This window comes from Sediminihaliea albiluteola, assembly GCF_014077625.1.
Taxonomy (GTDB): domain Bacteria; phylum Pseudomonadota; class Gammaproteobacteria; order Pseudomonadales; family Halieaceae; genus Sediminihaliea; species Sediminihaliea albiluteola.
In genome coordinates, this window is the sequence record NZ_JACFXU010000008.1 from 35,032 (window position 1) to 59,111 (window position 24,080).

The 24,080-nt window shown below is 53.7% G+C and carries 15 protein-coding genes; 4 read left to right on the plus strand and 11 right to left on the minus strand.

What is annotated here, in order from left to right; genetic code table 11:
- Window positions 1-173 precede the first annotated feature (173 nt).
- Window positions 174-2,132 carry a MacB family efflux pump subunit gene (locus tag H2508_RS00320; RefSeq protein WP_182168424.1) on the minus strand — a complete coding sequence of 653 codons (1,959 nt, stop codon included), beginning with the start codon at window positions 2,130-2,132 and terminating at the stop codon, window positions 174-176.
- Complete coding sequence (locus H2508_RS00325; protein WP_220463525.1) at window positions 2,132-3,247, minus strand: efflux RND transporter periplasmic adaptor subunit; 1,116 nt, start codon at window positions 3,245-3,247, stop codon at window positions 2,132-2,134. Before H2508_RS00325 ends, H2508_RS00320 begins: the two co-directional genes overlap by 1 nt.
- A gap of 706 nt (window positions 3,248-3,953) precedes the next feature.
- Between H2508_RS00325 and H2508_RS00330 the strand changes: the two genes are divergently transcribed.
- The 4 genes from H2508_RS00330 to H2508_RS00345 all read left to right on the plus strand — a co-directional run bounded on the left by H2508_RS00330 (window position 3,954) and on the right by H2508_RS00345 (window position 7,748).
- Window positions 3,954-4,418, plus strand: coding sequence for an ATP-dependent zinc protease family protein (locus tag H2508_RS00330; protein WP_182168426.1), 465 nt, complete (start codon window positions 3,954-3,956; stop codon window positions 4,416-4,418).
- Window positions 4,411-5,469 (plus strand): succinylglutamate desuccinylase/aspartoacylase family protein, encoded by a 1,059-nt coding sequence (locus H2508_RS00335; RefSeq protein WP_328799268.1) that lies wholly within the window; start codon window positions 4,411-4,413, stop codon window positions 5,467-5,469. Before H2508_RS00330 ends, H2508_RS00335 begins: the two co-directional genes overlap by 8 nt.
- A gap of 170 nt (window positions 5,470-5,639) precedes the next feature.
- Complete coding sequence (gene ettA / locus H2508_RS00340) at window positions 5,640-7,304, plus strand: energy-dependent translational throttle protein EttA (RefSeq protein ID WP_182168428.1); 1,665 nt, start codon at window positions 5,640-5,642, stop codon at window positions 7,302-7,304.
- Between the two features lie 75 nt (window positions 7,305-7,379).
- Window positions 7,380-7,748 (plus strand): PilZ domain-containing protein, encoded by a 369-nt coding sequence (locus H2508_RS00345; protein WP_182168429.1) that lies wholly within the window; start codon window positions 7,380-7,382, stop codon window positions 7,746-7,748.
- A gap of 46 nt (window positions 7,749-7,794) precedes the next feature.
- On the opposite strand, the gene H2508_RS00350 is transcribed toward H2508_RS00345, so the two are convergent.
- Genes H2508_RS00350 through H2508_RS15190 form a run of 9 tightly spaced genes read right to left on the minus strand, consistent with a single transcriptional unit; the run spans window position 7,795 to window position 24,012 of the window.
- Window positions 7,795-8,820 (minus strand): FHA domain-containing protein, encoded by a 1,026-nt coding sequence (locus tag H2508_RS00350; protein ID WP_182168430.1) that lies wholly within the window; start codon window positions 8,818-8,820, stop codon window positions 7,795-7,797.
- Window positions 8,821-8,834: 14 nt separating this feature from the next.
- A complete protein-coding gene (locus tag H2508_RS00355) occupies window positions 8,835-9,899 on the minus strand; it encodes a PP2C family protein-serine/threonine phosphatase (protein ID WP_220463526.1) in 1,065 nt (354 codons plus the stop codon).
- Window positions 9,896-11,200 (minus strand): multiheme c-type cytochrome, encoded by a 1,305-nt coding sequence (locus tag H2508_RS00360; protein WP_182168431.1) that lies wholly within the window; start codon window positions 11,198-11,200, stop codon window positions 9,896-9,898. The genes H2508_RS00355 and H2508_RS00360 overlap by 4 nt, the downstream gene beginning before the upstream one ends.
- Window positions 11,197-14,970 carry an LVIVD repeat-containing protein gene (locus H2508_RS00365; protein ID WP_220463527.1) on the minus strand — a complete coding sequence of 1,258 codons (3,774 nt, stop codon included), beginning with the start codon at window positions 14,968-14,970 and terminating at the stop codon, window positions 11,197-11,199. The genes H2508_RS00360 and H2508_RS00365 overlap by 4 nt, the downstream gene beginning before the upstream one ends.
- A gap of 10 nt (window positions 14,971-14,980) precedes the next feature.
- Complete coding sequence (locus H2508_RS00370; RefSeq protein WP_182168432.1) at window positions 14,981-16,888, minus strand: hypothetical protein; 1,908 nt, start codon at window positions 16,886-16,888, stop codon at window positions 14,981-14,983.
- Window positions 16,889-16,892: 4 nt separating this feature from the next.
- Window positions 16,893-18,917 (minus strand): heme-binding protein, encoded by a 2,025-nt coding sequence (locus tag H2508_RS00375; RefSeq protein WP_182168433.1) that lies wholly within the window; start codon window positions 18,915-18,917, stop codon window positions 16,893-16,895.
- Between the two features lie 4 nt (window positions 18,918-18,921).
- Window positions 18,922-20,643: a cytochrome c3 family protein gene (locus H2508_RS00380; RefSeq protein ID WP_182168434.1), complete on the minus strand. Its 1,722-nt coding sequence runs from the start codon at window positions 20,641-20,643 to the stop codon at window positions 18,922-18,924.
- Window positions 20,644-20,647: 4 nt separating this feature from the next.
- Window positions 20,648-21,526: a hypothetical protein gene (locus tag H2508_RS00385; protein ID WP_182168435.1), complete on the minus strand. Its 879-nt coding sequence runs from the start codon at window positions 21,524-21,526 to the stop codon at window positions 20,648-20,650.
- Complete coding sequence (locus H2508_RS15190) at window positions 21,526-24,012, minus strand: cyclic nucleotide-binding domain-containing protein (protein WP_182168436.1); 2,487 nt, start codon at window positions 24,010-24,012, stop codon at window positions 21,526-21,528. The genes H2508_RS00385 and H2508_RS15190 overlap by 1 nt, the downstream gene beginning before the upstream one ends.
- Between the last annotated feature and the right edge of the window lie 68 nt (window positions 24,013-24,080).

Genomic DNA, 24,080 nt, shown 5'->3' on the forward strand with positions numbered 1-24,080 from the left:
CATATAAGCCTATGTGTAGGATTACACTAATACGGCAGATCGCCCATGCAGGGCACTCTAGCAGTTTACGTCCCGACGAGGGGCGTAGCTACTCCGCCTGTTGTAACAACTTGTGAACGGGTATGATAGAAAAAGCAGTAAAATAAACGCGCGCAACAGTAATTTATCCATCATCAACTACTCAGTGCGATAACAGGATCTAAACGAGCGGCTTTGAGTGCGGGGGTAAAACCAAAAACCAAGCCCGTGCCTGCCGCACAAGCGAAGGCCAATACCATAATCGGTATGGAAAAAGTAACTGGCATCAACCAAGCGCCTATCAGTGCAGCGACGCCAAGCCCTCCTAGCACACCGATAATACCGCCCAGGATAGACACCACCACTGCTTCCACCAAAAACTGTTGAAGAATGTTGCGTGTGCGGGCCCCAGTGGCCATACGTATACCCACCTCACGGGTGCGCTCAGTCACACTCACCAGCATAATATTCATCACCCCAATACCACCGACCAATAATGAAATAGCGGCTATGGAGCCGAGCAATATAGTCAGCGTGTTATTTGCTGCTGTGGCTGAAGCCACGATGGAAGCCATATTGCGTACGCGGAAATCTTCATTGCCATTGTGTTGCTGAACCAAGGCCTGCCGTAGCGCTTCTTCTGTTTGCTCGATACTAGCTGTATCGAATACCGCCACCGTAATGCGATCCACATAGCGGTTTCCCGATACCCGCAAGCTACCAGTACTCAAGGGGATAAAAATAATGTCGTCGGCATCTTGCCCCCATGGGGTCGCACCCTGCTCGCTCATCACGCCTAATATTTGAAAAGGAATGTTATTCAATAAAACAAACTCGCCCACCGGCCCGCCTTGTGGAAACAGTTCACGCGCCACGCTTTGCCCAATAACCGCTACCGCGGCATAGCGATCGTTATCTTCATGGCTAAAGAAAACACCTTCTTGTGGTAGCCAGTCACGCAACATAGGATAGTCCGCGCTCGTAGCGTTCACTCGTGTAGTGGTGTCTAAGCCTCCTGCCCGCGCCGTGACCCCTGTTGTACTTTCTGGCACGGCGGCTTTCACATTCGCTAGCTGTGCCAATACAGGTACATCTTCAGGTAACAAGCTGGTCATACCGCCATCTGCACTGCGTCGTGCAAAACGATCAGCACCCGGCTGCACCACCAGTAAATTAGTGCCCATGGAACTAAAACGTTCTAGTACATCATCCTTTGCACCCTGCCCAATAGCGAGCATGGCCACCACTGAGCCCACACCAATCACAATGCCCAGCAAGGTTAATACAGTTCTGAACCAGTTCTCTTTTAAAGATCGCAAAGCCATGCTTATGGCTTCCAGGCTTTCCACCAACACAGAAACACTTTTACTGCTTGCTGCACTTTTAAGATTTAACAACTTTGGCGGCAATGGCGTTTGCTTGTTTTTATTGTGCCCCGTATCGTTAATGATCATACCGTCTTTAAACTCAATCACTCGCTCAGCATGCTGGGCTACCTGCGCATCATGAGTAATTAAAATAACGGTATGCCCCTCATCAGCCAACTCGCTCAATAAGACCATCACCTCTTGGCTACTTTGGCTATCCAATGCGCCTGTGGGCTCATCGGCTAAAATAATACTGCCACCGTTCATTAAAGCGCGCGCGATAGAAACACGCTGCTGCTGCCCACCTGATAATTCACTGGGGGTGTGATACAAGCGATCACCTAGCCCCAAACGCGTCAGTAGTTGCTGCGCTCTTTCACGACGCTTAGCGGCCGGCAAGCCTGCATACACCGCTGGAATTTCAACATTTTCAGAAGCATTTGAGGCAGCAATTAAATGGTAGCTTTGAAACACAAAACCAAAGGCCTCGCGCCGTAACCAAGCTAGCTCGTCATCCTTTAAGTGACTCACCTCTTGCCCTGCAAACTCGTAGGTGCCTGAGCTAGGACGATCTAAACAGCCCAAAATATTCATCAAAGTGGATTTACCTGAACCCGATGCCCCCATAATGGCCACGAACTCACCGGCATAAATATCCACATCAACGCCTTTTAACACCTCGAGAAAAGCGTCCCCTTGGGAGTATTGCTTGCGAATGTTGCGCAGGCGCAAAAGAGGCGTAGCCATCAGCGCACCTTTGCCATGGAGTTTGTGTTCTTTGCTGATCTCGCTTTAGCGGTGCTAGGCTGCAGTAAAATACTTTCTCCTTCTGCCAAGCCTTGTTTTATTTCGACTTTCACACGGTTATCAATACCGCGCTGCACCACGCGCTCTTCAACATTTCCTTCATCGTCTCGAACATACACCGTGGTTACACCGCCCTCATTTGTGCTTAATGCCGACATAGGAATAGCCAGAACGTTACTAGCCTCAGCTAACACAAAGAACACTTGCGCGGTCATCTTGGTCATTAATTCACCGGATGAGTTATCCACATCAAACAAAGCAGTATAGAGAATCACGTTATTGACTTTTTCTGGCGTGGGAAGAATTTGGCGCAAAGTGCCATGCCAGCGTTGCGTGGTGTTACCTAGTGGCGAAAAATAGACGGGCATGCCCAATTGCAGGCGGCTTACATCAGCCTCTGACACTTCCGTCCACACCGTCATAACACTAAGGTCCGCAATACGCAAAAGCTGCGGGGCTTGCTGATTCGCATTTAAAGTTTGCCCTCGTCGCGCCTCTAAGGACACGACGGTTCCTGACATCGGCGCGTAAATACGCGAATAACCTAGCGTAGCTTCATCTGCTTGTAGGCTTGATTTATGCTGCTCTATCTGCGCGACTAGCGCTTCTGTTTGAGCATTCACAATCAACATTTCAGCGCGTGCACTTTGCAAGGCTTCATCACTGGTCGCGTTATCCTTAGCTAGACGCTGTTGGCGCTGCCACTTTAGCCTTGCTAACTCTTGCTCCGCTTGCCGCTCGCGCAAATTAGCCTCTAAAGCCTTAAGCTGTGCACGACTAGCCGATACCCGCGCTTCTTGTACATCGGCATCTATTTCAGCGAGCAACTGGCCCTTTTCAACCTCATCCCCCACATCCACATGCAGTGCCGTAAGTTGGCCAGACACTTGTGCGCCAACATCCACATAATCTCTCGGCTCTAAACTGCCAATGGCTGTCACTAAGTATTCAATATCCTCACGCCCCACTTGCATCACAGCTGGGGCAACTTCTTTTTCAGGGCTGCAGTACTGCCAACTAAAGAAGGCCACCGCCGCCAATAAAAGAGTAAGCACTATTCGGCCTTTTCTCAGCCCAAACCTCATCTCTTTATTCTCCCACGCTAAAAAAAATAGCACTTAATATTGTGTCATTAACAAAAACGTCATTCACCCCGCTGTTATCGCTAATGCTTGGCTTATATGGGCAATGGGTCAGCCAGAGTCATCAACCCAAGGATGAAACGCCTTCTGGGCCGCTTATTGCTCTCTTAAACAGCTGAGCTGACGCGGACTATTAGCTCATGCTACTAAGCCAGCACGCAGATGTGAGCTGGGCATCCACGCACCCCAAGCAGACAAGCGCAAAAAAGTAGGTGAAGTGTAGGGCATATTAACGGCCGACAGAGAGTAAGCCCCTCGCCAATTCTGCTGATTGGCTTGCGAATCTGTTGAAATTCCTGCCTATTGCAGCTGAAATTCATCTTGACGGCGTTGAGCATGCTATTGATATCCCTGCATTGCTGAACGAGAGCAGATAGCAACTCATGCCATGAGGCTCGCACAGGCTGCCATGCTGGCTAAGTACTGTAGTGTTTGAAGAAGGTCAGCATGGCGCTCAAGTGACAGGCACTGCAGCTAGCCCAAGGACTCAAGGCAGCGCAGCGAGGCTGTATTCGAGCACTTCGTGCCAGGCCGGATCGCCCATGCAGGGCACTCTAGCAGTTTACATCCCGACGAGGGGCGTAGATACTCCGCCTGTTGTAACAACTTGTGAACGGGTATGACAGAAAAAGCAGTATTAGGCTGGCGTGAATGGCTAGCCCTACCTGATCTGGGCATTGATCGGATCAAAGCAAAGATCGATACCGGCGCACGCACCAGCGCTTTACACGCCTTCTATTTAGAGCCTTTTAGCCGTGACGGTGAAGAGTGGGTACGCTTTGGTATTCACCCGCAACAACTCAATACTGAACATGTGGTGCACTGCGAAGCCCGCGTGCTAGACCAACGCCAAGTAACAGACTCTGGCGGCCACCGCGAGCAGCGCTACGTTATCTTGAGCCGCCTACAAATTGGCAAGCAGAGCATTGACGCTGAACTCACGCTCACCGACCGTGAGAGTATGCGCTTTCGTATGCTGCTGGGCCGCACAGCCATGCGCGGCCATTTTCTAGTCGACCCGGCCCGCTCCTATCTTCAAGGGCTGCGCCCTGCTGGCGCGCCAGAGGATGACGAAGATGCCTAGCAAGAATGCCAAAGTGCTAACGATTGGTGGCCAAGAAACGCTGCCTGGTCAGCAATACATAATCGAAATTCCGGTGGCCCCCACCTACACCCACGACAACTTATCGATCAGCCTGAAGGTCATTCGCGGCAAACGCCCCGGCCCGGTGATGTTTGTCTGCGCCGCTATTCACGGCGATGAAATCAACGGTGTAGAAATCATTCGACGCCTACTGAAAGATCCGCTGCTAGAGCGCATGCGCGGCACCCTGATCGCAATTCCGATCGTTAATGTCTACGGCTTTATTAACCACACGCGCTATTTACCAGATGGGCGCGATTTAAACCGCTCTTTTCCAGGCTCCAGTCGGGGCTCATTAACGGGACGCATCGCGCAGACCTTTCTCAATGAGGTGGTGGCGCACTGCAGCCATGGCATCGACTTGCACACTGGCGCACGTCACCGCAGCAACTTCCCGCAAATTCGAGCCAATCTAGCAGACGAGGCAACCCTAGCGATGACCGAAGCCTTTGGCGCACCGCTAGCCATTGATGCGAAAATTCGCGATGGCTCACTGCGTCAGGCTGCCGGCGACATGGGCGTACCTGTGCTGCTCTATGAATCCTGTGAAGCACTGCGCTTTGATGAGACTTATATTCGCGCTGGTGTGAAGGGCGTACTCAATGTCATGCGCCACTTGGGCATGTTGCGTAAGAGTCGCGCCCGAATTAAGCCTCCAGTCATCAGTCGCAGCACAAGCTGGCTCCGAGCACCGGAAAGCGGGATATTACGCGTTTTAGTTCCCTTGGGCGCCGAGGTTGAGAAAGGCCAAACTATCGGCTTTATTGCCGACCCTCTGGGCGTCAGCGAAGTAGATGTGGTGGCAGAAAATGCCGGCATAGTGATCGGGCGCACCAATCTACCACTGGTTTACGAAGGTGACGCTCTGTTCCACATCGCCGAAATTGGCGGACGAACAAACTGGCAGGTTGATGAGTTCCACGAAAATTATGGCCCAGTAGAAGATGAGCTGGACCCCGAGGACTTGAGCCAAGCGCCAATCGCCGGTTAACTCTGCAGAGCCTTACTAAAGCTAGCCCAGCGGATGGGCCAGCTGGCCTTCGCGGGCTGGCAATAAAACCTTTTCTGGTACTCAGGATCTATACATGAGCACACGCTGAAGCGCTGCCCTATTCCTGCTAAAATCCACCCACATTTTTAATACAGGGTTATCCCACTACTATGGCCCAATACGTCTATACCATGAATCGCGTCGGCAAAGTCGTGCCGCCGAAGAAAACCATTCTTGAGGATATCTCACTGTCGTTTTTTCCTGGCGCCAAAATTGGCGTGCTGGGACTCAACGGAGCGGGCAAATCCACCCTGCTGAAAATTATGGCGGGACTCGACACCGACATTCTCGGTGAAGCTCGCCCCCAGCCAGGTATCAAAATTGGCTATTTACCCCAGGAGCCGCAACTCAACCCCGACAAGGACGTGCGCGGCAATGTGGAAGAAGGCCTGCAAGAAGCCATTGATGCCTTAGCTGGACTGGACAAGGTCTACGCAGCCTACGCAGAGCCTGATGCGGACTTCGATGCGCTCGCTAAAGAGCAGGCGCGCTTGGAAGACATTATCCAGGCGACCGATGCGCACAATATCGAAACGAAACTGGAAGTCGCTGCCGATGCCTTGCGCCTACCGCCTTGGGATGCCGACGTAACAACCCTTTCCGGCGGTGAACAGCGCCGTGTGGCACTGTGCCGATTACTGCTCTCTGCCCCAGACATGCTGTTGCTGGACGAACCGACTAACCACTTAGATGCAGAGTCCGTAGCATGGCTAGAGCGCTTCCTACACGACTTCCCCGGCACAGTAGTAGCCATTACCCACGACCGCTACTTTTTAGATAACGCCGCCGGCTGGATTTTAGAGCTCGACCGAGGTCGCGGTATCCCCTATGAAGGCAATTACTCCGACTGGCTCAATGCCAAGGAGCAGCGCCTGCAGCAAGAGCAGCGCCAAGAAGCCTCTCATCAGAAGGCTATTAAGTCAGAACTCGAGTGGGTGCGCAGCAACCCTAAGGGCCGCCAAGCTAAGAGCAAGGCACGCTTACAGCGCTTTGAAGACTTGCAGTCACAGGAATTCCAGACACGTAACGAAACAAACGAAATTTACATCCCACCCGGTCCTCGCCTAGGTGATAAAGTCATCGAAGTCAGTAACCTCAAGAAAACCTTCGGCGATCGACTGCTGTTTGACGGCCTCAGCTTTAGCGTGCCCAAGGGCAGCATAGTGGGCATCATCGGTGCCAACGGCATGGGTAAGTCGACGCTGTTTAAAATCCTGATGGGCATCGAGCAGCCCGATGGCGGCGAAGTTAATGTTGGTGAGACTGTAGAGCTTGGCTATGTCGATCAGTCCCGCGATCACTTAGATGGCAGCAAGACTGTCTGGGAAGAAATTTCTGACGGACAGGACGTGATTCGCATCGGCAACTATGAAGTGAACTCGCGCTCCTACGTGGGCCGCTTTAACTTCAAAGGCTCCGACCAGCAGAAGTTTGTGAAAGACCTCTCTGGTGGAGAGCGCAACCGCTTGCACCTAGCCAAACTGCTCAAGCAGGGTGCCAACGTTCTGTTGCTGGACGAACCAACCAACGACCTTGACGTAGAAACACTGCGCGCACTGGAAGAAGCGATCCTCGCCTTCCCCGGCAGCGCGCTAGTAATTTCACACGACCGTTGGTTCCTTGACCGAATCGCCACTCACATACTAGCCTATGAAGACGATGGCAACGTGGTATTCCACGAGGGCAACTTCAGCGACTACGAAGCGGACCGCAAGGCTCGCTTAGGCAGTGCGGCAGATCAGCCCCAGCGAGTGAAATACCGCAAGCTCAAGTAGTAAGGAGAGCCGTCTCGCAATGTCAGTGAGGCGGCGCTATAGTAGTTTTATCGTGGAATTTGGAAGTGTCTCCTTATGAGTGAAGCTTATCGTGAAAAACGTGATTTCACCCGCATAGAACTAGATCTACCTGTGACTATTCATCAGGGCGGCAGCGTTTGGCAGCAGCGCCTACTCAGCATATCCCTGGGTGGCGCAGCCACTGATCAGCCTGACACTTGGGACGCGCAGTACAACGAGCCTTTCACCTTAGTGATTCAATTAGATGAGAGTGCTGAGCTGGAATTACACGCTTATTTACAGCACGTTGAAGCAGAGCGGCTGGGGTTTTCGGTGGAACATGTCGACCGAGAAAATATTGATGCCCTAGTAGAGCTTCTGCAGCAACATGTCAGCGACCCCGACACTATTAACGCTGAAGTTGAACAACTAAAGGCCAACTAACAACAGGAGGGCTAAAGCCCTCCTTTCTCGCTAGTGTCTGTGGCACTCAAAGCAAAAAGTATGCCGCAGCTGCTGCCGCCAGAGCGAGTATTGCCACCGTCAGCACAAGGGTAGCGCTGAAGCCTTTGTTAGAGCCTGCAGCAGCTAGCTGCGCAGATTGATCTGAAGCAGCTTTAGCCGCCGCTGCCACGACACTCCCAGCAGCCGCCCGAAATATCAGCGAAGCAATACCTAAGCGAATCTCATCCCCATCGGCTAAGTAAGCTGTCAGACGTTTTTCACCGTTAACGAAGATGCCGTTAGCCGACACTAAGTTAACCAAGCGCCAGCGACCATTGTCGTGAATTAACTGAGCGTGCCGCGCAGACACACTTGGCTCGTCCACCACCACTTCGCAGCTGGGATCACGACCGATTTCCCATACATCTGGCTTAGTGCCATCACCTACCTGCAGCTCAACTGCTTCAGCTCCGCTGCCACTTGTCGCCACTAAAATGAGGTGTGGCAGATCGGAAGCGCGCTCCATGTCGACAGGCCCGCTTTCCGACTCTGCGATAGCGTCAAGTGACAATACCCGCGTGCTATCGCTGGTGCCCGAATCAGTCCAACTGCCGGGTAGATCCGAAGGCGCTTGAGCTTTTAGCGGCTCTGCTGTTGGTGCTTCCTTGACCGGCTCCGGCATAGCTTTGGGCTCAGGCTCAGGAATGGAAACAAGCGTAGCGTCGTCCATTCCACCAACAATGGTCGCATCCATGTCCGCACTGACGCCGCTCAAGATGACCACATAATTGTGTTTATCAAAACTGACCGTATCGCCGTCGCTGAGGGTGGTCTCAGCGCTGATTGTTCTACCATTTACCTGAGTGCCATTAGCTGAGCCAAGGTCTTCAATACTGAGACTCTGTTCTTTGACGCGCAACAAAGCGTGCGCGCGAGATACTCTAGGGTCATCAATAGTGATATCGCAATCTGCTGAACGGCCTACGCGACGCTCAAGACTCTCACCATCCGCGCCACTTAAGCCATGCTTACTGCCATCAGCTGCGAGCAATGCTGCACTAAAATCTGTCATGTTCTACCGTCCTTTCAGCCTCTAAAAATAATGTCGAGGCTGTATGCCACACTGCCAACTATCAGTGCAGCCACCACTAAAGCAAATAGCCAGCGACTGCTACGCCGTCCCTGTTCCTGTTCTTGTTTGGCCGCTTTGCGTGCAGCCTCAATATCACTGGCTGATAACATCTGTGTTGACTGCAATTGCTCCCCGGGAGTGCCATCACTTTGGCGTGATGCTACGCGGCGCACAGCAGGTATCGGCACAGCAGCTGCTTCACCCGAAAACTCTTCCTCCAGCTCAGGCAGACCAGTGTAATCACCGCTTTTAGGATCGTAGCTCCACAGCACATCCGGCTCTAGCAGGGCCAATCCAGATTTCGGCTCAGCGCCTGGTAACAGAACAACCGTGATATTATCTTTACCCCCAGCTTGCACCGCAGCATCGACCAAAGTCTGACAGCGCACTGCAAGCGAGGCATTGGCGGAGAGTATTTCCGACATTTGAGCACTGTCGACTACATCAGACAAGCCATCACTACAGAGCAAAAGCACCTGACCTGGCGCAAGGCGTCCGCCGTTAATACCAACCTGCAGCTTGGTATCTTCCTGTAAACCAACGGCCTGTACAATGACATTTTTTCGTGGATGATTGCGCGCCTGGGCCAAAGTAATTTGTCCCTTGGTCAACAGCGCCTGCACATAGGAATGATCTCGGGTGAGGAGCTTTAACTGGCCATCCCAAAGATAACATCGGCTATCTCCCACCCAGGCCAATTCGTAATCGCTGTCGGAAAAACGCGCAGCCACGACGGTGGAAGCCATACCCGACTTGCCACGGCCTTGTGCAACTGCAGCCATCACCTCGCGGTTGGCGCTGCGAATGCCCTGCTCCACAGAGCGCCCTGCAACTAGCTCCCGTAAGATGACTTCACAGGTGATAGCACTGGCAACTTCACCGGCCTGATGTCCGCCGACCCCATCCGCCACCACCGCAAGGCCCTGCTCCACATCGATTAGGTAAGTATCTTCGTTATGCTCTCGGCGCCCGATGTGTGTGGCGCCACTACCGTCTTTCAGTACCTGATGTTCACTCACAGTGCACCCATGACTTGCTTGGCCAGAACCGCAAACTGCTGCGGCACAAAGGCGTTCTCATCTTCTACTGACTTAAACCAAGCATCGAGTGCAGACTCTAGCCGGCTATTATCTCCCACTGCGATACTCAAGGTTTCCACAGCTAGAAACACCTGCTCTGCCGCCGTAAAGTGCCGGAAGCGCTCGGCCCCAGCAGCTTTTAATAAGCCGCTGCGTAAGCCCCGCAAGCGCTCAGTACTGTAATTTGCGCCGCTCACCTGCCTAGCCACTGGCTCGAGTACTTGCTGCAGTGCTTTAGCTTGATTAAGCACTGCACTGCGGCTCTCCATTGAGGCGCGATGCAGTTGCTGCAGGCCACTGCTCAGCTCATTAATCTTGTCATGGTCTAGGATGGCCAGCACTTCAATCAGCACCAAGAGGTTAGCATCGTTCAAGCGCACCGTGCCCGGCGGTAATGCAGCAGCCCCTTCTGGAGCCCAGCGCAAATCATCCATCGGGTGATGACAGGCGTGACACTGATAAAACGATAGCTCGGGTATTAGGCTCTGACGAGTGAACCACTGCTCCTGCAGTAATTCGAGACTTTGCATGCTCGTTACCGCAAGACCTGCCAGCCACATATTCACCGGCGCAATCGCCGGTTTGCGTTCACGGTAGTCAGCGTCCACTTCGTAGTGAGCCGGTTGGTTAACCGTAAAGGTCTCTAGTTCAAAGGCCAAACGCGGGTGTCCAGCACCCATAATTTCGTGAGTGGCAAATTTGTCTTTAGTGCCCAAGTGACAGGACAGGCACAACCTAGCCCGCTGCAAAGGCTGCTCTGTAGGATACATACCTTTGGCTATGTTATCGGCGTGACTTGTGCCAAGTTCAGCATGGCTCTCTAACCACTGCCCAGCACCCCCGTGACAGGCTTCACAGCCGACCCCATCAGAAATCTGAAAACGGCGACCACGCGCCTCACTGGGGACATTATCAGCGTGACAATCCAGGCAAATCTTGGCGCCGGCAGCGCTGGGCAAACCCAGCTTTCGGGCGATTGCCTCAGACTGAGCTGTCTGCAATGTGCGATAAGCTCGGGAATGATAGTCCTGGCGCAACCACACCCGGTACTCGTTCAACCAAACGGTGGCACTGGGGTCCTTGCTCACCTTGCCGTGACAAACACTACTCGCACAACTAGCCACTCCCTCATGGACATTACTAGCAGCCTCCGGCAAGGGAGCGGCGCTGAGCGAGGCACTGTTCACTAAGGCCGCCACTAGTGCAGCCCAAGGGCTGATGATGACTCGGCCAAATCTCATTTTTTATCTGCCTTTTCAGCGCTTGCTTTATTCTCTACAAACCAAGGCTTGCCGTTTTCATCGACATAGAGCTTGCGCATCTCTTCCAAGTTGAGTGGCCGCGCACCAATTCGTCCAAATACTGCTACTTGCCCTCCGCTTTCATCAACGCCGCGATCCCGCTCTAAACCACGACTCAAAGAAAGCGCTGGCGACGCGGTGGGGTAGCTAGCAATCAATTCAGGCTTGGGCTCAGGACTGAAGCCATAGAACTTAGGCTGTGAATCTGGCGAGGTCAACTGCAATACTTTCAAGCCCCCTCGGCCATCGGCCACGTAGGCAAAGAGCGAAGCATTGGTACTGGCCACAGTGACATCGCGGCTATCCACTAGACCATCACTGTATGTCTGCAACAAACGCAGCCTGCTCGGCTGAGTGATATCGACAATCGCAAGGCCCTCACTGCCTGCAGCCACATAAGCGTAAGTCCGAGCCAGATGCATACGCCCCGCTTGCTGCAGAGCAATGGTATTTTCTGGGAGTAAGTGCGGCGCACTGGGCTCAGTGATATCAATCACCTTGAGGCCATCGGCATCGGTGACAAAGAGATAGCGGAACTGCAGCGCTACTGAATGACCTTGATTGAGCGGCACCACAGCCTCGAGTTGCGGCTGCAGGGGCTGGTCGATATTTACCACCACCAAACCGGCATCAGCCACAATATAGGCATACTTACCACCTAAGACCATGTGCCGCGCTCCATTGAGAACAGCATTCTCATTCCAGGTGAGCGCGCGCTGCAAGTGATTATTGCGCGGCTCGCCATCGCTTAGGGTATCGACATCGCTCAGGATCAAACCTTCTTTAGCATCCGTAATGTACACATAGTTGTACAAGGGATGAAAAGGCTGCTCTAAGTTAATGTCGCGCATCAACTCTCCTTCGTTGCGCGAAGGATGGATCGGCTGGTTAGTTGGTAAGACCACGCATGTCGCATTGCTGCTAGGGATGCGAGTGTTGTGCCCGAGGGGACTAAAGGGCCCGCTAATAACCCGCTGAGAAATACCCTTGTTGGCGATTCCGGCTACGTCATAGACCTGCATGCCTTTGTCACCCTCAGCAACAAACAAGTACTCACCGCGCAACTGCACACAGGCTGCGGGCCCACTGCGATGAATGTGCCCCTCCTGCAGAACGCCACCTGCTTGCTGGTGCTGCTGGAAGTAATCTGGGTAGGCGTAACGATGCAAATAACTCCCCAGTACGGCCTGTGGTTCGTCCCATTCGGTGACTTTTACGCCGCTGATTTGCTCCTCAGCACCTAGCCAAGCATAGTGGCCGACAAAGTTTACAAAGCCCGTTCCATACATCATCAGCTGAGCGAGAATAGCGTTGTTATCGTTATCCTTCGACAGGTGGCAATCCTCACACTCTTTGGTCTCTGTTTTACGTACAGTGTGGGGAAAGTGCGGGTTAAAGGCCTGAGAGCTGTAGCCGCTGGCTGCTATCGGCGGCTGCTGAATATAGATCTTCTCGCGGTTGGCGTTAGTGGACGACAAGACCAGCGCAGAACTGGAGCGCACCGGTGCATACTTACCACCTTTCGCTGTTTCCCGCTTACCTAGCAGGAACATTTGGTCACGGGATACCTGGGGATTATAAGTGGCAAAGTTTCGCGTCTCACCCCCCTCGTAGTGGTGCCGCTCAGTTTTGTTGTTTGCCTCAATCGGCAAGTGACAGCCAGCGCAAGAAGTGGTCCATGAAGTGTGGCAGGTATAACACTCCATCTCGTCGTCAGAGTGCGCGAGATTGTCAGAGGCCACATCTGTGCCCCAGTCCTGAGTGGCCGTATCGCGGCTCATCAGTTTGGCCCGAGCGGCTTTCTCGTTGTACTCAGCATTACCCGGGGTCACGCTGTCTTTCACCAAGCTGAGCTCCCACTCAAGCTCCGGATCCAAGACCGAGCGCTGAATCAATTTGTTGCCTAGCCACTCAAAGCGCTTGCGCCCGTCTGGGTTGCGAAGCGCGCCCAAGTCGGTGCCTCCATCGAGAGCGGCAGGGCCAGAAGTAAACAGGTTCGGATAGGCCTGAGCTGAGCCGTGACAATCCTTGCAATCAATTTCTACGGCAGCGGCGACTTCGCCATAAATGTGTCCGTTGCCATGATTATCCTGACCGTAATGACAGTCCACACAATGCATGCCCTTTTCCATATGGATAGAGGCCATGTGGACTGCCTTGTCGAACTTTGCTGGATCGTCGTCGCTGACCTGCTCACCTTCAGCATCCAGTAGGTTGCCCTCGCGATCGCGTTTGAAGATAGCGCGGAAGTTCCAGCCGTGGCCGTGGTAGTCGGCGAACTGGGTGTCTTTCAATCCGGGGTTGAGTTCAGACACCGCCTTGAGGAACTCAGGGTCTGCCCACTTACCCCGCGGTGCAGCGCCCTCTGGGTTGCGCTCAAGCACGTCGTGACGCTCCTTATCACTGGGATAAACTTGCTTCTCAGGCCACATAGAGGGCGCGTCGGACTCGTAATCCCACATGGTATAACCCAAGTAGCTGTTAACAAACATATTGGGCTGGTGCATGTGGCAAACCATGCACTGACTGGTGGGTATAGCTCTGGTAAAGGCGTGCTTTAAGGGGTGGCCCGACTGATTTTTAGGGATAGTCGGATCGATACTCTGGCTTTCACCTGTGTGGCCAAACTGGGCATAAAGCGCCGAGTGCTTCGGGTCACGGTCGTTGGCATAGACCACGTGACAAGCGGCACAGCCAGACTGACGATAGTCCCCCGGCTGGTCGTTAGTGCCCATAAACCAAGAGTGCGGGTCATTGAGCCGAGTCTTGGTCATATTCAGTACTGGAACTGAAATTCGCGCGCCGGTACCGGGCCCGCGGTTGGATTGACGAAAGTCCGGACGGCCCGGTTCTTCTATGCGCTGCAATTGACCCAGCGCATTAGGTAGGCCAGTTTCAGGGAACAGGTTGCCAATGTTGCGACCGCCCCGCTCAAAGACCCTGAAGATATCGCCCGGCTTCATAGTCTCCCAAGCTGGCAATGGATACAGCTCTGGCAAGATACTCATGCGGGTCATTTCTGGGCTGGGCTTAACTGGGCCAAGAATTTTGGCCGGCTCACTCTCGCGCGTATAGCCCTCACCTAAAATGGAGTACTTGTAGGGCAAGATGCCATTGTTATATGCAGCGGCACCCCAAAACATGGCTGAGGTAGACATTAGGCTGCGCTTAGCCGCCTCAATAATTGGCAGGTGACAGGCGCCACAGGCCTGCTCTGCTATGCGGTAATCCGAGGGGTTAATAAAACGTACAAACTCAGGACTTTCTTTGTTTAGTAAAGTGTAAGTTCGCTCTGGGTTAGCGCTTGAAGGAAAGCCCCAGCGCTCGGGGTAGCGCGGCAATACGTGAGCCTGCTGCAATGCTTCGAGATATCCGGCATCCGCCAAACTCTCTGTACCACTGGGACGCTGTACCTGAGCATTACCGCCATGACAGTCACTACAGCCGAGTTTAACCGCGGGATTGGCATGCATTGTTTTTTCATCTGTCGCGGTGTGACAGCTCATACAGCCAGCGCTTTTACGCTCCATTTCAGCAGCACTCTGACTGGCAGGTGCCGCAGGCGCGGTGACATAAACTCGCTCGACAGGCTTACTGCCTGAGGCGCTCAGGGTATCGCTTACTGGCAGCGCCAATAACACAATTGCCATGCTGCCCATCCAACAATGGAACAGGCTTGGAAAACGGTGTGGCTTGTCACTAGGTCTCATGGCAGCCCCTTTAAAAGGTCAGTATCACGTTAAGAAGCAAGGAGTAAGGGTCGTCGTCACCATACAGCTCTTTAAAGCCGTCTCCGGCGAATAGTTGCGCATAAGACAAACGCGCTACCACGTTCTGGCTCATAAATGGCCGCCAGATCAAGGCAGCGGAGAGGTCGAGGCCAATCTCTTTATCGATATTGGCCTGAGCACGGGCCACCTCTAAAACCTCGGTTTTAGCAAAGGCGAGGTAGTTGGCATTAAAAGACAGACGCAATTCAGGCAGCAGGTCAAAATCAACACCCCCACCGGCTAGAAATAGACCGGGGTTGGTGAAATTAGACTGTCCATGCTCTTTGGATGACTCCAAAGAAGGGAGCAGCCCATTGCGCTGAGACAGTGCCACACGGCCACCGCCAATCAGCGGCACGCCCTGGCGAATCCAATAACTGGTATCGGCGCCGGCAAATTGTGGGTTCTCGAAAATAGCATCAAAACCCTGACTTTTATCGTCGAAGGGATCATCGTCGCCACTGGCGTAGAGGAAGGACAGTCGAGCCCGAATCCAATCAAAGTCCATAGAGGGCTCGGCGGCAAAGAAGAAAGCTTCAATATCAGAGTCTTTAGCGCTAAAGACACTGCCTTTCTCTTCACCAAAGGCGGCATAAGCTGACACGCTCAGATTGAGCCGCCCAAAGTGTCCATCGCCGTTATAACCCAAGTAATAGACATCGTAATCGCGCTTCCGCTCCTGCCCTAGGGAGGCTGGGCGCTGGATGAAATCATTGCTGTCGAAAAACAGCTCATCGCCCTCGCGATTGCGGTTATAAATGGCTGTCAGCTGCGAAAAAAAACCCAGTGTTGGCTGATCCTGCCAATACAAATTGGCAAGCCATACATCATCGTCACGCAAGTCTTGGCCAACATCATTGAGACCACTGTTGGTGTCTTTTTCCATGCGGCGGAACCAGCCCAAGTTGTACTGGAAGCGGTTGTTGTCACGGGTACCAAAGAGCCTTACCCCGAAAGGCGAGTCCTGGAAAAGAAAACCCCTAAAGTCGCTAGAAAAGGGCTGAATACCAATGCGCAGACTGTCGAAATCATAGCGATCACTGACGTTGCGCAAGTGCTTATCGACAAAGGCCGCTTGTATACCCAGGTGATTATCGTGGCGGGTAGTGCCATCACCGGGCTTGGCATTGATGCCATTGAGCTCTTCCACTTCGCTATAGTTGTAGTTAAACACTGGGGTAAAGCGGAACTCCCAGTCCGGTGGGCGAAATACGGTGTCACCCTTGTAATACACCAACTCCACCGCCAAGTTTTGATTGAACAGTGCCTGCTCGCTGCCGCCAAGTATGTCCAATGAACCCGCACTATCCGTTGACTGCATGCCGACCGGAGTGGGCAGCTCACGCAGCTCTATTACAGAGTCAGAAATTGCTGTGACATTAAAAAACCACTCGCCGTGAATTGGCTTATCGCCTTTTAAGGTGTTGCGGTTATAAGGGTCGTACCAATTACTTTCATAGCCTAGGCTATCGACTATGCGCCAGCGATCGGGAACTGCTACCAAAGCCTCAAACCGTTCAATGCCTGGCCGAGGGATGCCTGAGTAGTGTCGCGGCAAAACCGTACGATGCAGCGCCACTGGCCGCTCTCGCATGACCTCAGCGCTATCCTCATCAACAACCGTCTCTCGGTATTCACAATCCCGGTTAGAGCCAGCAGCGCGGCGACGGGTACTGCGACTGCGGTCGCGCACATCTTTGTCGTCACAAGCGATCACAGGCTCTTCGCTACTTTGAGCCGCGGATTGTTGCGGAATGAATATCAGGCCGGCGGCCAGCGCTAATACCAGTGACGGCATCAGGCCTACTGCGAACTGACTAAGTGGCAAGTGCTTTGAGCTTAGACTGCTGGCATCCATGGCATTATTTCCCCGCGCAAACGAACTGTTCGTCGCTATCAAGGTAGGGTGTTTGCGGGCACTGTATATAGCGCAAGCGTTGACCTGCAGGCTCCAGCCGGTCAGCTCGCATCTCCGGTGGCGCATTATTAATGCTGCCCCCGAGTGCTAATCCCGCCTCATGTAACCCAAGGAAAGAAATCATATCGTCCTGTTCAATACCGTCACCGGATACCCCGATGCCGCCCACTAAAGTATCGCCGCGATAAATCGGCACACTGCCAGGGAAAATCTGACTGCCATTCGCTAGGCGTGGTACCGTCGACTCAACACAGTTAGGGCCGACATCTTCATCAATGGCCCCGAGTGTAAACAACAGGTGTTGCAGCACTTTATTGAGTGAAAGGTCCAACTGTAGGCCGGTGGAAAACACGCTCCACTCGTTATTGTCGAAAGACTTACTGAAAGGGCCGTGCCTATTGCCGCGAATACCATCGGGGTAGAAAGGCCGCGATAAATTGCCACCGGCGCGATCGGAAAAGGCGATACCGTCGGTCAGCGCTTGGGGACCAATAAAGCTTTGCGCCGCCTCAACATAATCGGGAATGAGTACCTGTGCTTTGGGGCTCAACTGCGAATCTACGTAGACAGTTGGCGTGCTAATACTGCGCAAGAAATCAGCGGCGTCACGAGAGGAGAATAAAGTGGCGGTCCGCGCCTTTTGCAGTGACACATCGGCACCAAAGACAGGGGCATCACGGGTGCGCAGCATACCTAATATGACGCCTTGGCTATCCACCACGGATACTGTCACTCGCGCCTGACTGCCCAAGGGACGACGAATTTGTGCGCGGCTGCGGTTAGCAACGGTGATGGCAGATTGCAGCAACTGCTGCACTTCATTAGCGCTGAGGGCATCCACTGCTAACAGTGCAGCATCACTGCCAGCGCGCAGCGGATAGCGATTTTGATTGTTGGCATCAACAAATATAAAAGCATCGAGCTCTGCGTAGCCATCCGCGGGCCGAATGCCAGACTCGGGGCTGCCAAATGCAGTGCCGGCAATGATATTGGCGCGGCTATAGCCCTTTACCGCAACTAATGAGCCCGCGTTGACAAGACTGTCATACGCCGGCGCTTGGGCTGGATCCTCAGCCAAGTCAGCAAAGTCGACATCACTAAAACGAAAAGACTTACCCTCAACTGTAATCCGCTCAGCGCGGCGATCGAGGGGCGCGGCAAAGCCAAAGCTGGCAGCAAAAGCGATCAACTCATCCACATCTCGGTCGATATCAAAGACATCTTGATCGATGCTGTAGCGTCCATCGGCGATCACACCGACACCGCCCACCGCGGTGCCGTTTTTATATAAGGGAAATCCGCCGGGGTCAGCAGCGAGACCTAAGGGCGAGCGCTGCGGGCCGGGCATTGCCTTGGCCGGTAGGGGACCTAAGTTGGCTGTTGTTGTGCCCTCTCGAGTGACACCATAGGGAGAAAGTGTGAAATCAGAGCAGGCAAACTGACTAAACTGCACGCCAAACAATGGCCCGCCGGGCTGATTTTTCTCCCCGGGATTGAAGTGCTCCTGCACGATTTGGTTGGCGGTACGGGTAGAAAAAGCGTTGCCCTCACTGGATAAATAAGCAGCTGTCACAGCCTTGGCAATCGCCGCTAGTGCATCGCCATCTAATCCAGCCGGCAACACCACGCCTTCTAGGCCGGTAGTCACTGTGGTGGGGAAGGTCGTGCTGATGGCCACTTCGGCAGCGCTGGCGGCCATGCGATGAACTGCCAGCACATTACCCACTCGGTCGACAACGGCAATGGTGGCCTCTTCACCCATGGCCCGTGACTGGGCAATGGCCTGCGCTAGAATCTGCTCAACATCGGTGATGGTCAAGCGCCTAGCATCATCTGCGCACTGACCGACACAGGGTTTATTGCTCGGGTCTTTATCACCTGAGCTACCCTCGCTATTACCACTGCCACTCCCTCCGCCACAGGCGACGAGCAGCAATGCGCTACAGAGGCCAATTATTCGCCAGTTCATCAACTTACTCTCCCTGCTTATTGGCTGCTGGATGCTGTTTATCTAGCAAGCCTCGGGCTTCAATAGACAAACTACTGTCGCGCTGATGGAAAGCGTGACAGCTGACGCAACCCACATCGGTACTCACAGCTCGGCCCTGATCATGACACTCCAAGCAGTTATCCTGCCCTGGTATTAAAATATCGGTGGCCAGCTTCGACTGGGAGGCATCGTGACAGGCCTCACACACTTCGCTCGACTCGGACCAAGCAATACTTAAATGGCTCTTGTGGTCGAAGCGACTTTTCGGATACCAATCACCGCTAATGCGGATCGGCTGCACATACCAGCGATCAGAAATATCCTGTAAACCGGTTTCGAGCACTTCGTGACAAGTGATGCAGCCAGTCTGTGCAAATTGATACTCCGCTTCCTTCAAGGCTTCAGCGCGACCACAATCTAAGCCACTGCCCTCACAACTCGCTGCCGCCTCACGCTTACCGGGCACTCGCCGCGGTTTTTTCTCAGAGCGCTCTTGGCGCAGCGCTGGGTCGGTAAATTCACGAATAAAGTGTGACTCCATTGCCACAATGGCAGCGCGCAAATCCCCGTGAGGTAATTCCAGTTCCGGCTCATACATATCAAAGCTCAGGCTGTGGCAACTGCGACAGTGCTTATCCATGCTGATCGGCTCAAAGTGCTGTCGATCGTCTTTGAGGCTGTGACAAGAAGCACAGTTCAAGGCCTCGCCGGTGCTCTCGCTCTGCACCTTATCGTGATCGAGGTGGACTTCATGGCTGAACTTAAGATTTGAGCGCTCCTCTAGCTCAGCACTACCGCGACGGACCCGCTCGACTTCCCAGCCGTGTGCTGCCCCTTTGCCTTTAGGACTAAGCAAACTGAGCTTGAAGTCTGGGTGCTGGTCAGCGCTAAAGGCTGTCACCGCCTCCATTTGTTTGGCCTCTGGCCATTGAGCGTTATCTGCGTGGCAGTCAACACAGAGCTTATTATCACTTCGCACTAGCCGCTGGGGTTCATTGTGCTCACGGTGACAGCTAGCACAGCGCTCGCCAACAAAGGCCTCTGCGGGGTGCACTGCCACATCCACATGCTCAGTTATCGGGCGGTGACAGTCTAGGCAGGCTGCGTCTTCCACCATCACAAAGGGCTTGCTGTGACAGGCCTGGCAATCTTTGGCTATGCCACTGGTGTCGTGAGCGGCGTCCAGCGGTCCCGTTGACCACAGGCTATCGTCAGGCAGTGGGTGAGTCCGCAGGGTCTGCGCAAGCTCCGGCTTAACAACGCCGGTCAAAGGAATAATCAGGCCCAGAGACAAAATTAACAGTGCCAAAATCCAGCTCAAGCGGCGCACGCTCCAAGCCGACTCCGATAGATCAAGTGCTGTAGCAAAACTGGCTTTAAGGGGAGCGCTACGATGTACTTGTAGGCCTAATACAAAACCTGCCGGCGGCTTAAAAAGCGATAGTTCATAGCCCGCGACGCTGAGCGTCTGCCCCAGAGCTAACTCCGCTTTACGCTGACTTTTTCCCTCTAGCTCGAACTCCAACTTGCTGGCTGAAACTTGAGCCCCAGCGCTGCTAGGCTTGAACTGTAAAACACCGGCCAATCCCGGCATCTGGACCATGGCACTGTCATCACTACCGAGGGTCAGTTCTGTTCCCTGATACTCGGCCTCTAGTGCTTCACCGCTGCCGCGGCCAGTTTTTTTACGGACCAGAAAATACACGGCGCTACCAGTAAATAAATACAGTGAAAATATGAATCACCAGCGCCACTAGCAGGGCAATGGTGAGTGGAATGTGCAGCAGCAACCAGATCTTAAGAAAGCCACGCAGCTGTATATCACGACGCAATAAGTTAAGAATCACCTGACGCCGCCCAAACAGGGCCAGCAGCTGATTGAGCACCGCAGCTTCAGATTGTTTGCGCGCCTTAGGAATGCGTTGGGACAGGCTATGAATCATCACTGCCTGCTCTGCATTAGAGACCGCTTTGCTCTGGTTAGGCAGTAAAATTCGCGAGTGATCTCGCGCACTTAATTGCTGTGTTAGGGAGCCCCCAAGCCGACTCAACTCCAAAGCACTGAGCGCCATACTTTGTAGTTCGGCATCACAGCTTTCGACCACTTCACGAATGTGCTCATCCAATGCCGCCAGCTCTTCCAGCCAAGCCTCGCGATCCTTACCGGCGTTATTGCCTGCCAGCCGGCCAGGAACATGCAAGTAGACATAGAGTCCATAAAATCCCGACACAATCACCATACACATCAGAGCGTAAGCGAGTGTGTGGACGTTCCAGCCAAGCTGGGCGGCGCTGTGCAAAGTGGCCACTAATAACAACACCCCACCGAGGTAGACATGGGCCGAAGTCCAGCCCTGTACCGTGCCTAGGTTGGAGTTATAGCGGCGCTTGCGAATCCCCAGCACACTGAGCCAGAGGATTAACAGTGCACCAACTGTACCCAGTACATAGCCTTGCCATGTGCCACCATTAGGCGGCTGCGCTGCATCACCCCCCTGGCTGGCATAGAGCACTATTGATAACAGCCCCAATATCAAGGCCAACTTGCCATAGCGGTAGCCGCGCCATGCCAACAAATTAATATGCATTAACGCCCCTCCACAAGCTGAGCAAACTGATTCGGAGACAGGCGCAGGGCAGCCCCTGTGGGACAAGCCTGGACACAGGCGGGTCCGCCGCTTCGACCCATGCAGGCATCACATTTCACTGCTTTTTTACCCGCATCTTGAGCCGCCGCACTGGGCTTGAAGTGCTCGGGCTCGCCCGGACCACTGCCCAGGCCAAATAGCAGCCAAGACAGTAGGCCTGGTTTCTTAGGCGCTTGATAACTGAGCTTAATGGCACCGTAGGGACAATTGGTTTCACAGTTGCCACAGCCGATGCAGCTATCGCTGATAAAGACTTCACCATTGGCCGTGCGCCGAATGGCATCGGGTGGGCAGTCTTTCATGCAATGCGGCAGTTCACAGTGACGGCAGGACACCGGGACATGTAAGCCAGCCATCGAGGCACCGCTTTGACGATTCAGGCGGGAAATACCATTGTGGGTTTCAGCGCAGGCACGCTCGCAGTTGTCACAGCCCACACAGAGTGTTTCATCGATCACCAGTGCATTAGTGGCTTCACCCAAGCCCTCTGCCATCAAAAAGCCTATGGCACGGGCGGCCTGTGGCTGAGAAGCCATGGCATTGGACTTTTGTAGGGTATCACTGAGCCTACTCTGCAGGGTCGCCACATGCTCTGGCTGGCTGTTAACCAGTGTTAGGAATTCGGGCCGGCGAAGCAATACTGTTTCCGTACGCACCGCTGCTGTAGCGCTGTCAGCACGCTTGGGCGTACCCATTAAAGCCAGCTGACCGACCAACTCGCCAGAGTGGCTTTGCGCCACGACCATATTGGCCCCACCGCGCGTTAACATCACGGTGCCGCTGCGAATTAGGTGCAAGCATTCGCCCTCTTCGCCTTCGCTAAACAAGACCTCACCGGCTTTGAATTGGCAGGTTTCAACACGCCCAGCAATGGCAGCCAACTCATCTAGTGATAGCTGCGGGCGGAAAGCAGCCTGTAGTGCGCGCATCACAAAGACTCGGTCAATCCCGCTGCGCACCTCTTCGTTGGAGTTCATCAACTTGACCATAATGCGGCGCGGCGTCTCAATCAGAATACTGTCCTGCGACACCACAGCATCGCCCTGACGCGGGCGACCGGAGATCAAACTCATCTCACCAAAAAACTGTCCCGGCTTGATGGTATGCCAGGGGCCATCTTGCTCTAGCTGTAACTGTACTTCGCCCTCCACCAAGGTGTAGAAACTAGTACTGAATTCGCCGTGTCGGTAAAGCGGCTCACCGGCGGCAACAAAATGCGTGGAGTGATCGCCACTAGGCGCTGCCTGCGCCAGCTCAGATGGGGGCAAGCTGACTATAATTCGGCTCTCGATAATGAGCTCGCGGAAGGCCAAGGGGTTCATCCGACGGAACATCGGCACCCGCTGCTGGTAAAGATCCAGCACGTCCTCGGCATCCATCACATAAGGCAGCCCAGAGAACTGCCCTTGTAATAAGGGGTAATCTGCCGGTTTAGTGTTTTTACCATGAATGAACTCAATGACATCATAGCCCTGGTTCATGGCTTGCTTAATTAGCGGGTACCCAGCTAGTGCGCCAATAATATACAGCCCTGGCACATTACTCTGGTAATGACGATCGACATCGGGCACCGCTTCCATGCTGGGGCTGCTGATTTCAATGCTGCATGATTCAACAAACTTACGCGGCGGCACAGTACCCAAGCGGGCAATAATACGGTGGCACTCGATACGCTCTTCCCCGGAAGGCGTATTGAGAATCAGTGCGCCGAGCTGGCCTGAGCATGCGGGTAACTCCAGTCCTGCCACGCTACTCTCATAGCGACAATAAAAGCCGCGATTTTTATCATTGATTGCCGCTAAAACAGCATTCAAGTTGCCATCTTTGGCACGGCTAAATTCGTTGCGGCGGTTGATAATAAAAACTTTGTTGTAGTCTGACAGAGCGATGGCGTTCTCGATGGCCGCATCGCCGGCGCCGACAACGATTATCGTTTCATCTTTGAAATCCGCGGGATCATCTAAGGTGTAGCGAACAAAATCAGACTCGGCATCTCCGCTAACACCTAAAGCCCTGGGGTTACCTTGGGTGCCAATTGAAAACACAATGTGCTCGGCTTCAATGACATCACCACTTTGTAGCCCTAGGCGAAAACTGCCCTTCTCTCCGTCAATCGCCACCACTTCACTGTCGTAGCGAATATTGATCCCCGCCTCCAAGGACTGCTGCCAACTAGCCAAAATTTGTTCGCGCTTACCGGCAGTAAAGCCCAGCTCACTGCGCAGGTCCAAAAAGCCAGGCTCGTCCATGACGTGCTTGCCTTTCTGGTACTTCTGGATAGTTTTAGCAAAAGTGGAGAAGCCCTCGAGCAAGACATAGCTCGGAGTGGTGGCGCCATTTACAGCGTCATAGTAGGCCGCACGCCCAGCAGCACTCAGGCCAGCAGGTCCCGCTCCGACAATGGCAAGATGATACCGATCAGACACGGCCTCTCCCCTACAACCTCAGTATTTTATTGTTGGGAGGCCTTCTGCCTCCGCCTTTTTTATCTCGG

Bases quoted from the DNA above. Each gene is read 5' to 3' on its own strand.
- H2508_RS00320 (WP_182168424.1), bottom strand. From the start codon at position 2,132: ATGGCTACGCCTCTTTTGCGCCTGCGCAACATTCGCAAGCAATACTCC.
- H2508_RS00330 (WP_182168426.1), top strand. From the start codon at position 3,954: ATGACAGAAAAAGCAGTATTAGGCTGGCGTGAATGGCTAGCCCTACCT.
- H2508_RS00335 (WP_328799268.1), top strand. From the start codon at position 4,411: ATGCCTAGCAAGAATGCCAAAGTGCTAACGATTGGTGGCCAAGAAACG.
- ettA (WP_182168428.1), top strand. From the start codon at position 5,640: ATGGCCCAATACGTCTATACCATGAATCGCGTCGGCAAAGTCGTGCCG.
- H2508_RS00345 (WP_182168429.1), top strand. From the start codon at position 7,380: ATGAGTGAAGCTTATCGTGAAAAACGTGATTTCACCCGCATAGAACTA.
- H2508_RS00350 (WP_182168430.1), bottom strand. From the start codon at position 8,820: ATGACAGATTTTAGTGCAGCATTGCTCGCAGCTGATGGCAGTAAGCAT.
- H2508_RS00360 (WP_182168431.1), bottom strand. From the start codon at position 11,200: ATGAGATTTGGCCGAGTCATCATCAGCCCTTGGGCTGCACTAGTGGCG.
- H2508_RS00365 (WP_220463527.1), bottom strand. From the start codon at position 14,970: ATGAGACCTAGTGACAAGCCACACCGTTTTCCAAGCCTGTTCCATTGT.
- H2508_RS00370 (WP_182168432.1), bottom strand. From the start codon at position 16,888: ATGGATGCCAGCAGTCTAAGCTCAAAGCACTTGCCACTTAGTCAGTTC.
- H2508_RS00375 (WP_182168433.1), bottom strand. From the start codon at position 18,917: ATGAACTGGCGAATAATTGGCCTCTGTAGCGCATTGCTGCTCGTCGCC.
- H2508_RS00385 (WP_182168435.1), bottom strand. From the start codon at position 21,526: ATGCATATTAATTTGTTGGCATGGCGCGGCTACCGCTATGGCAAGTTG.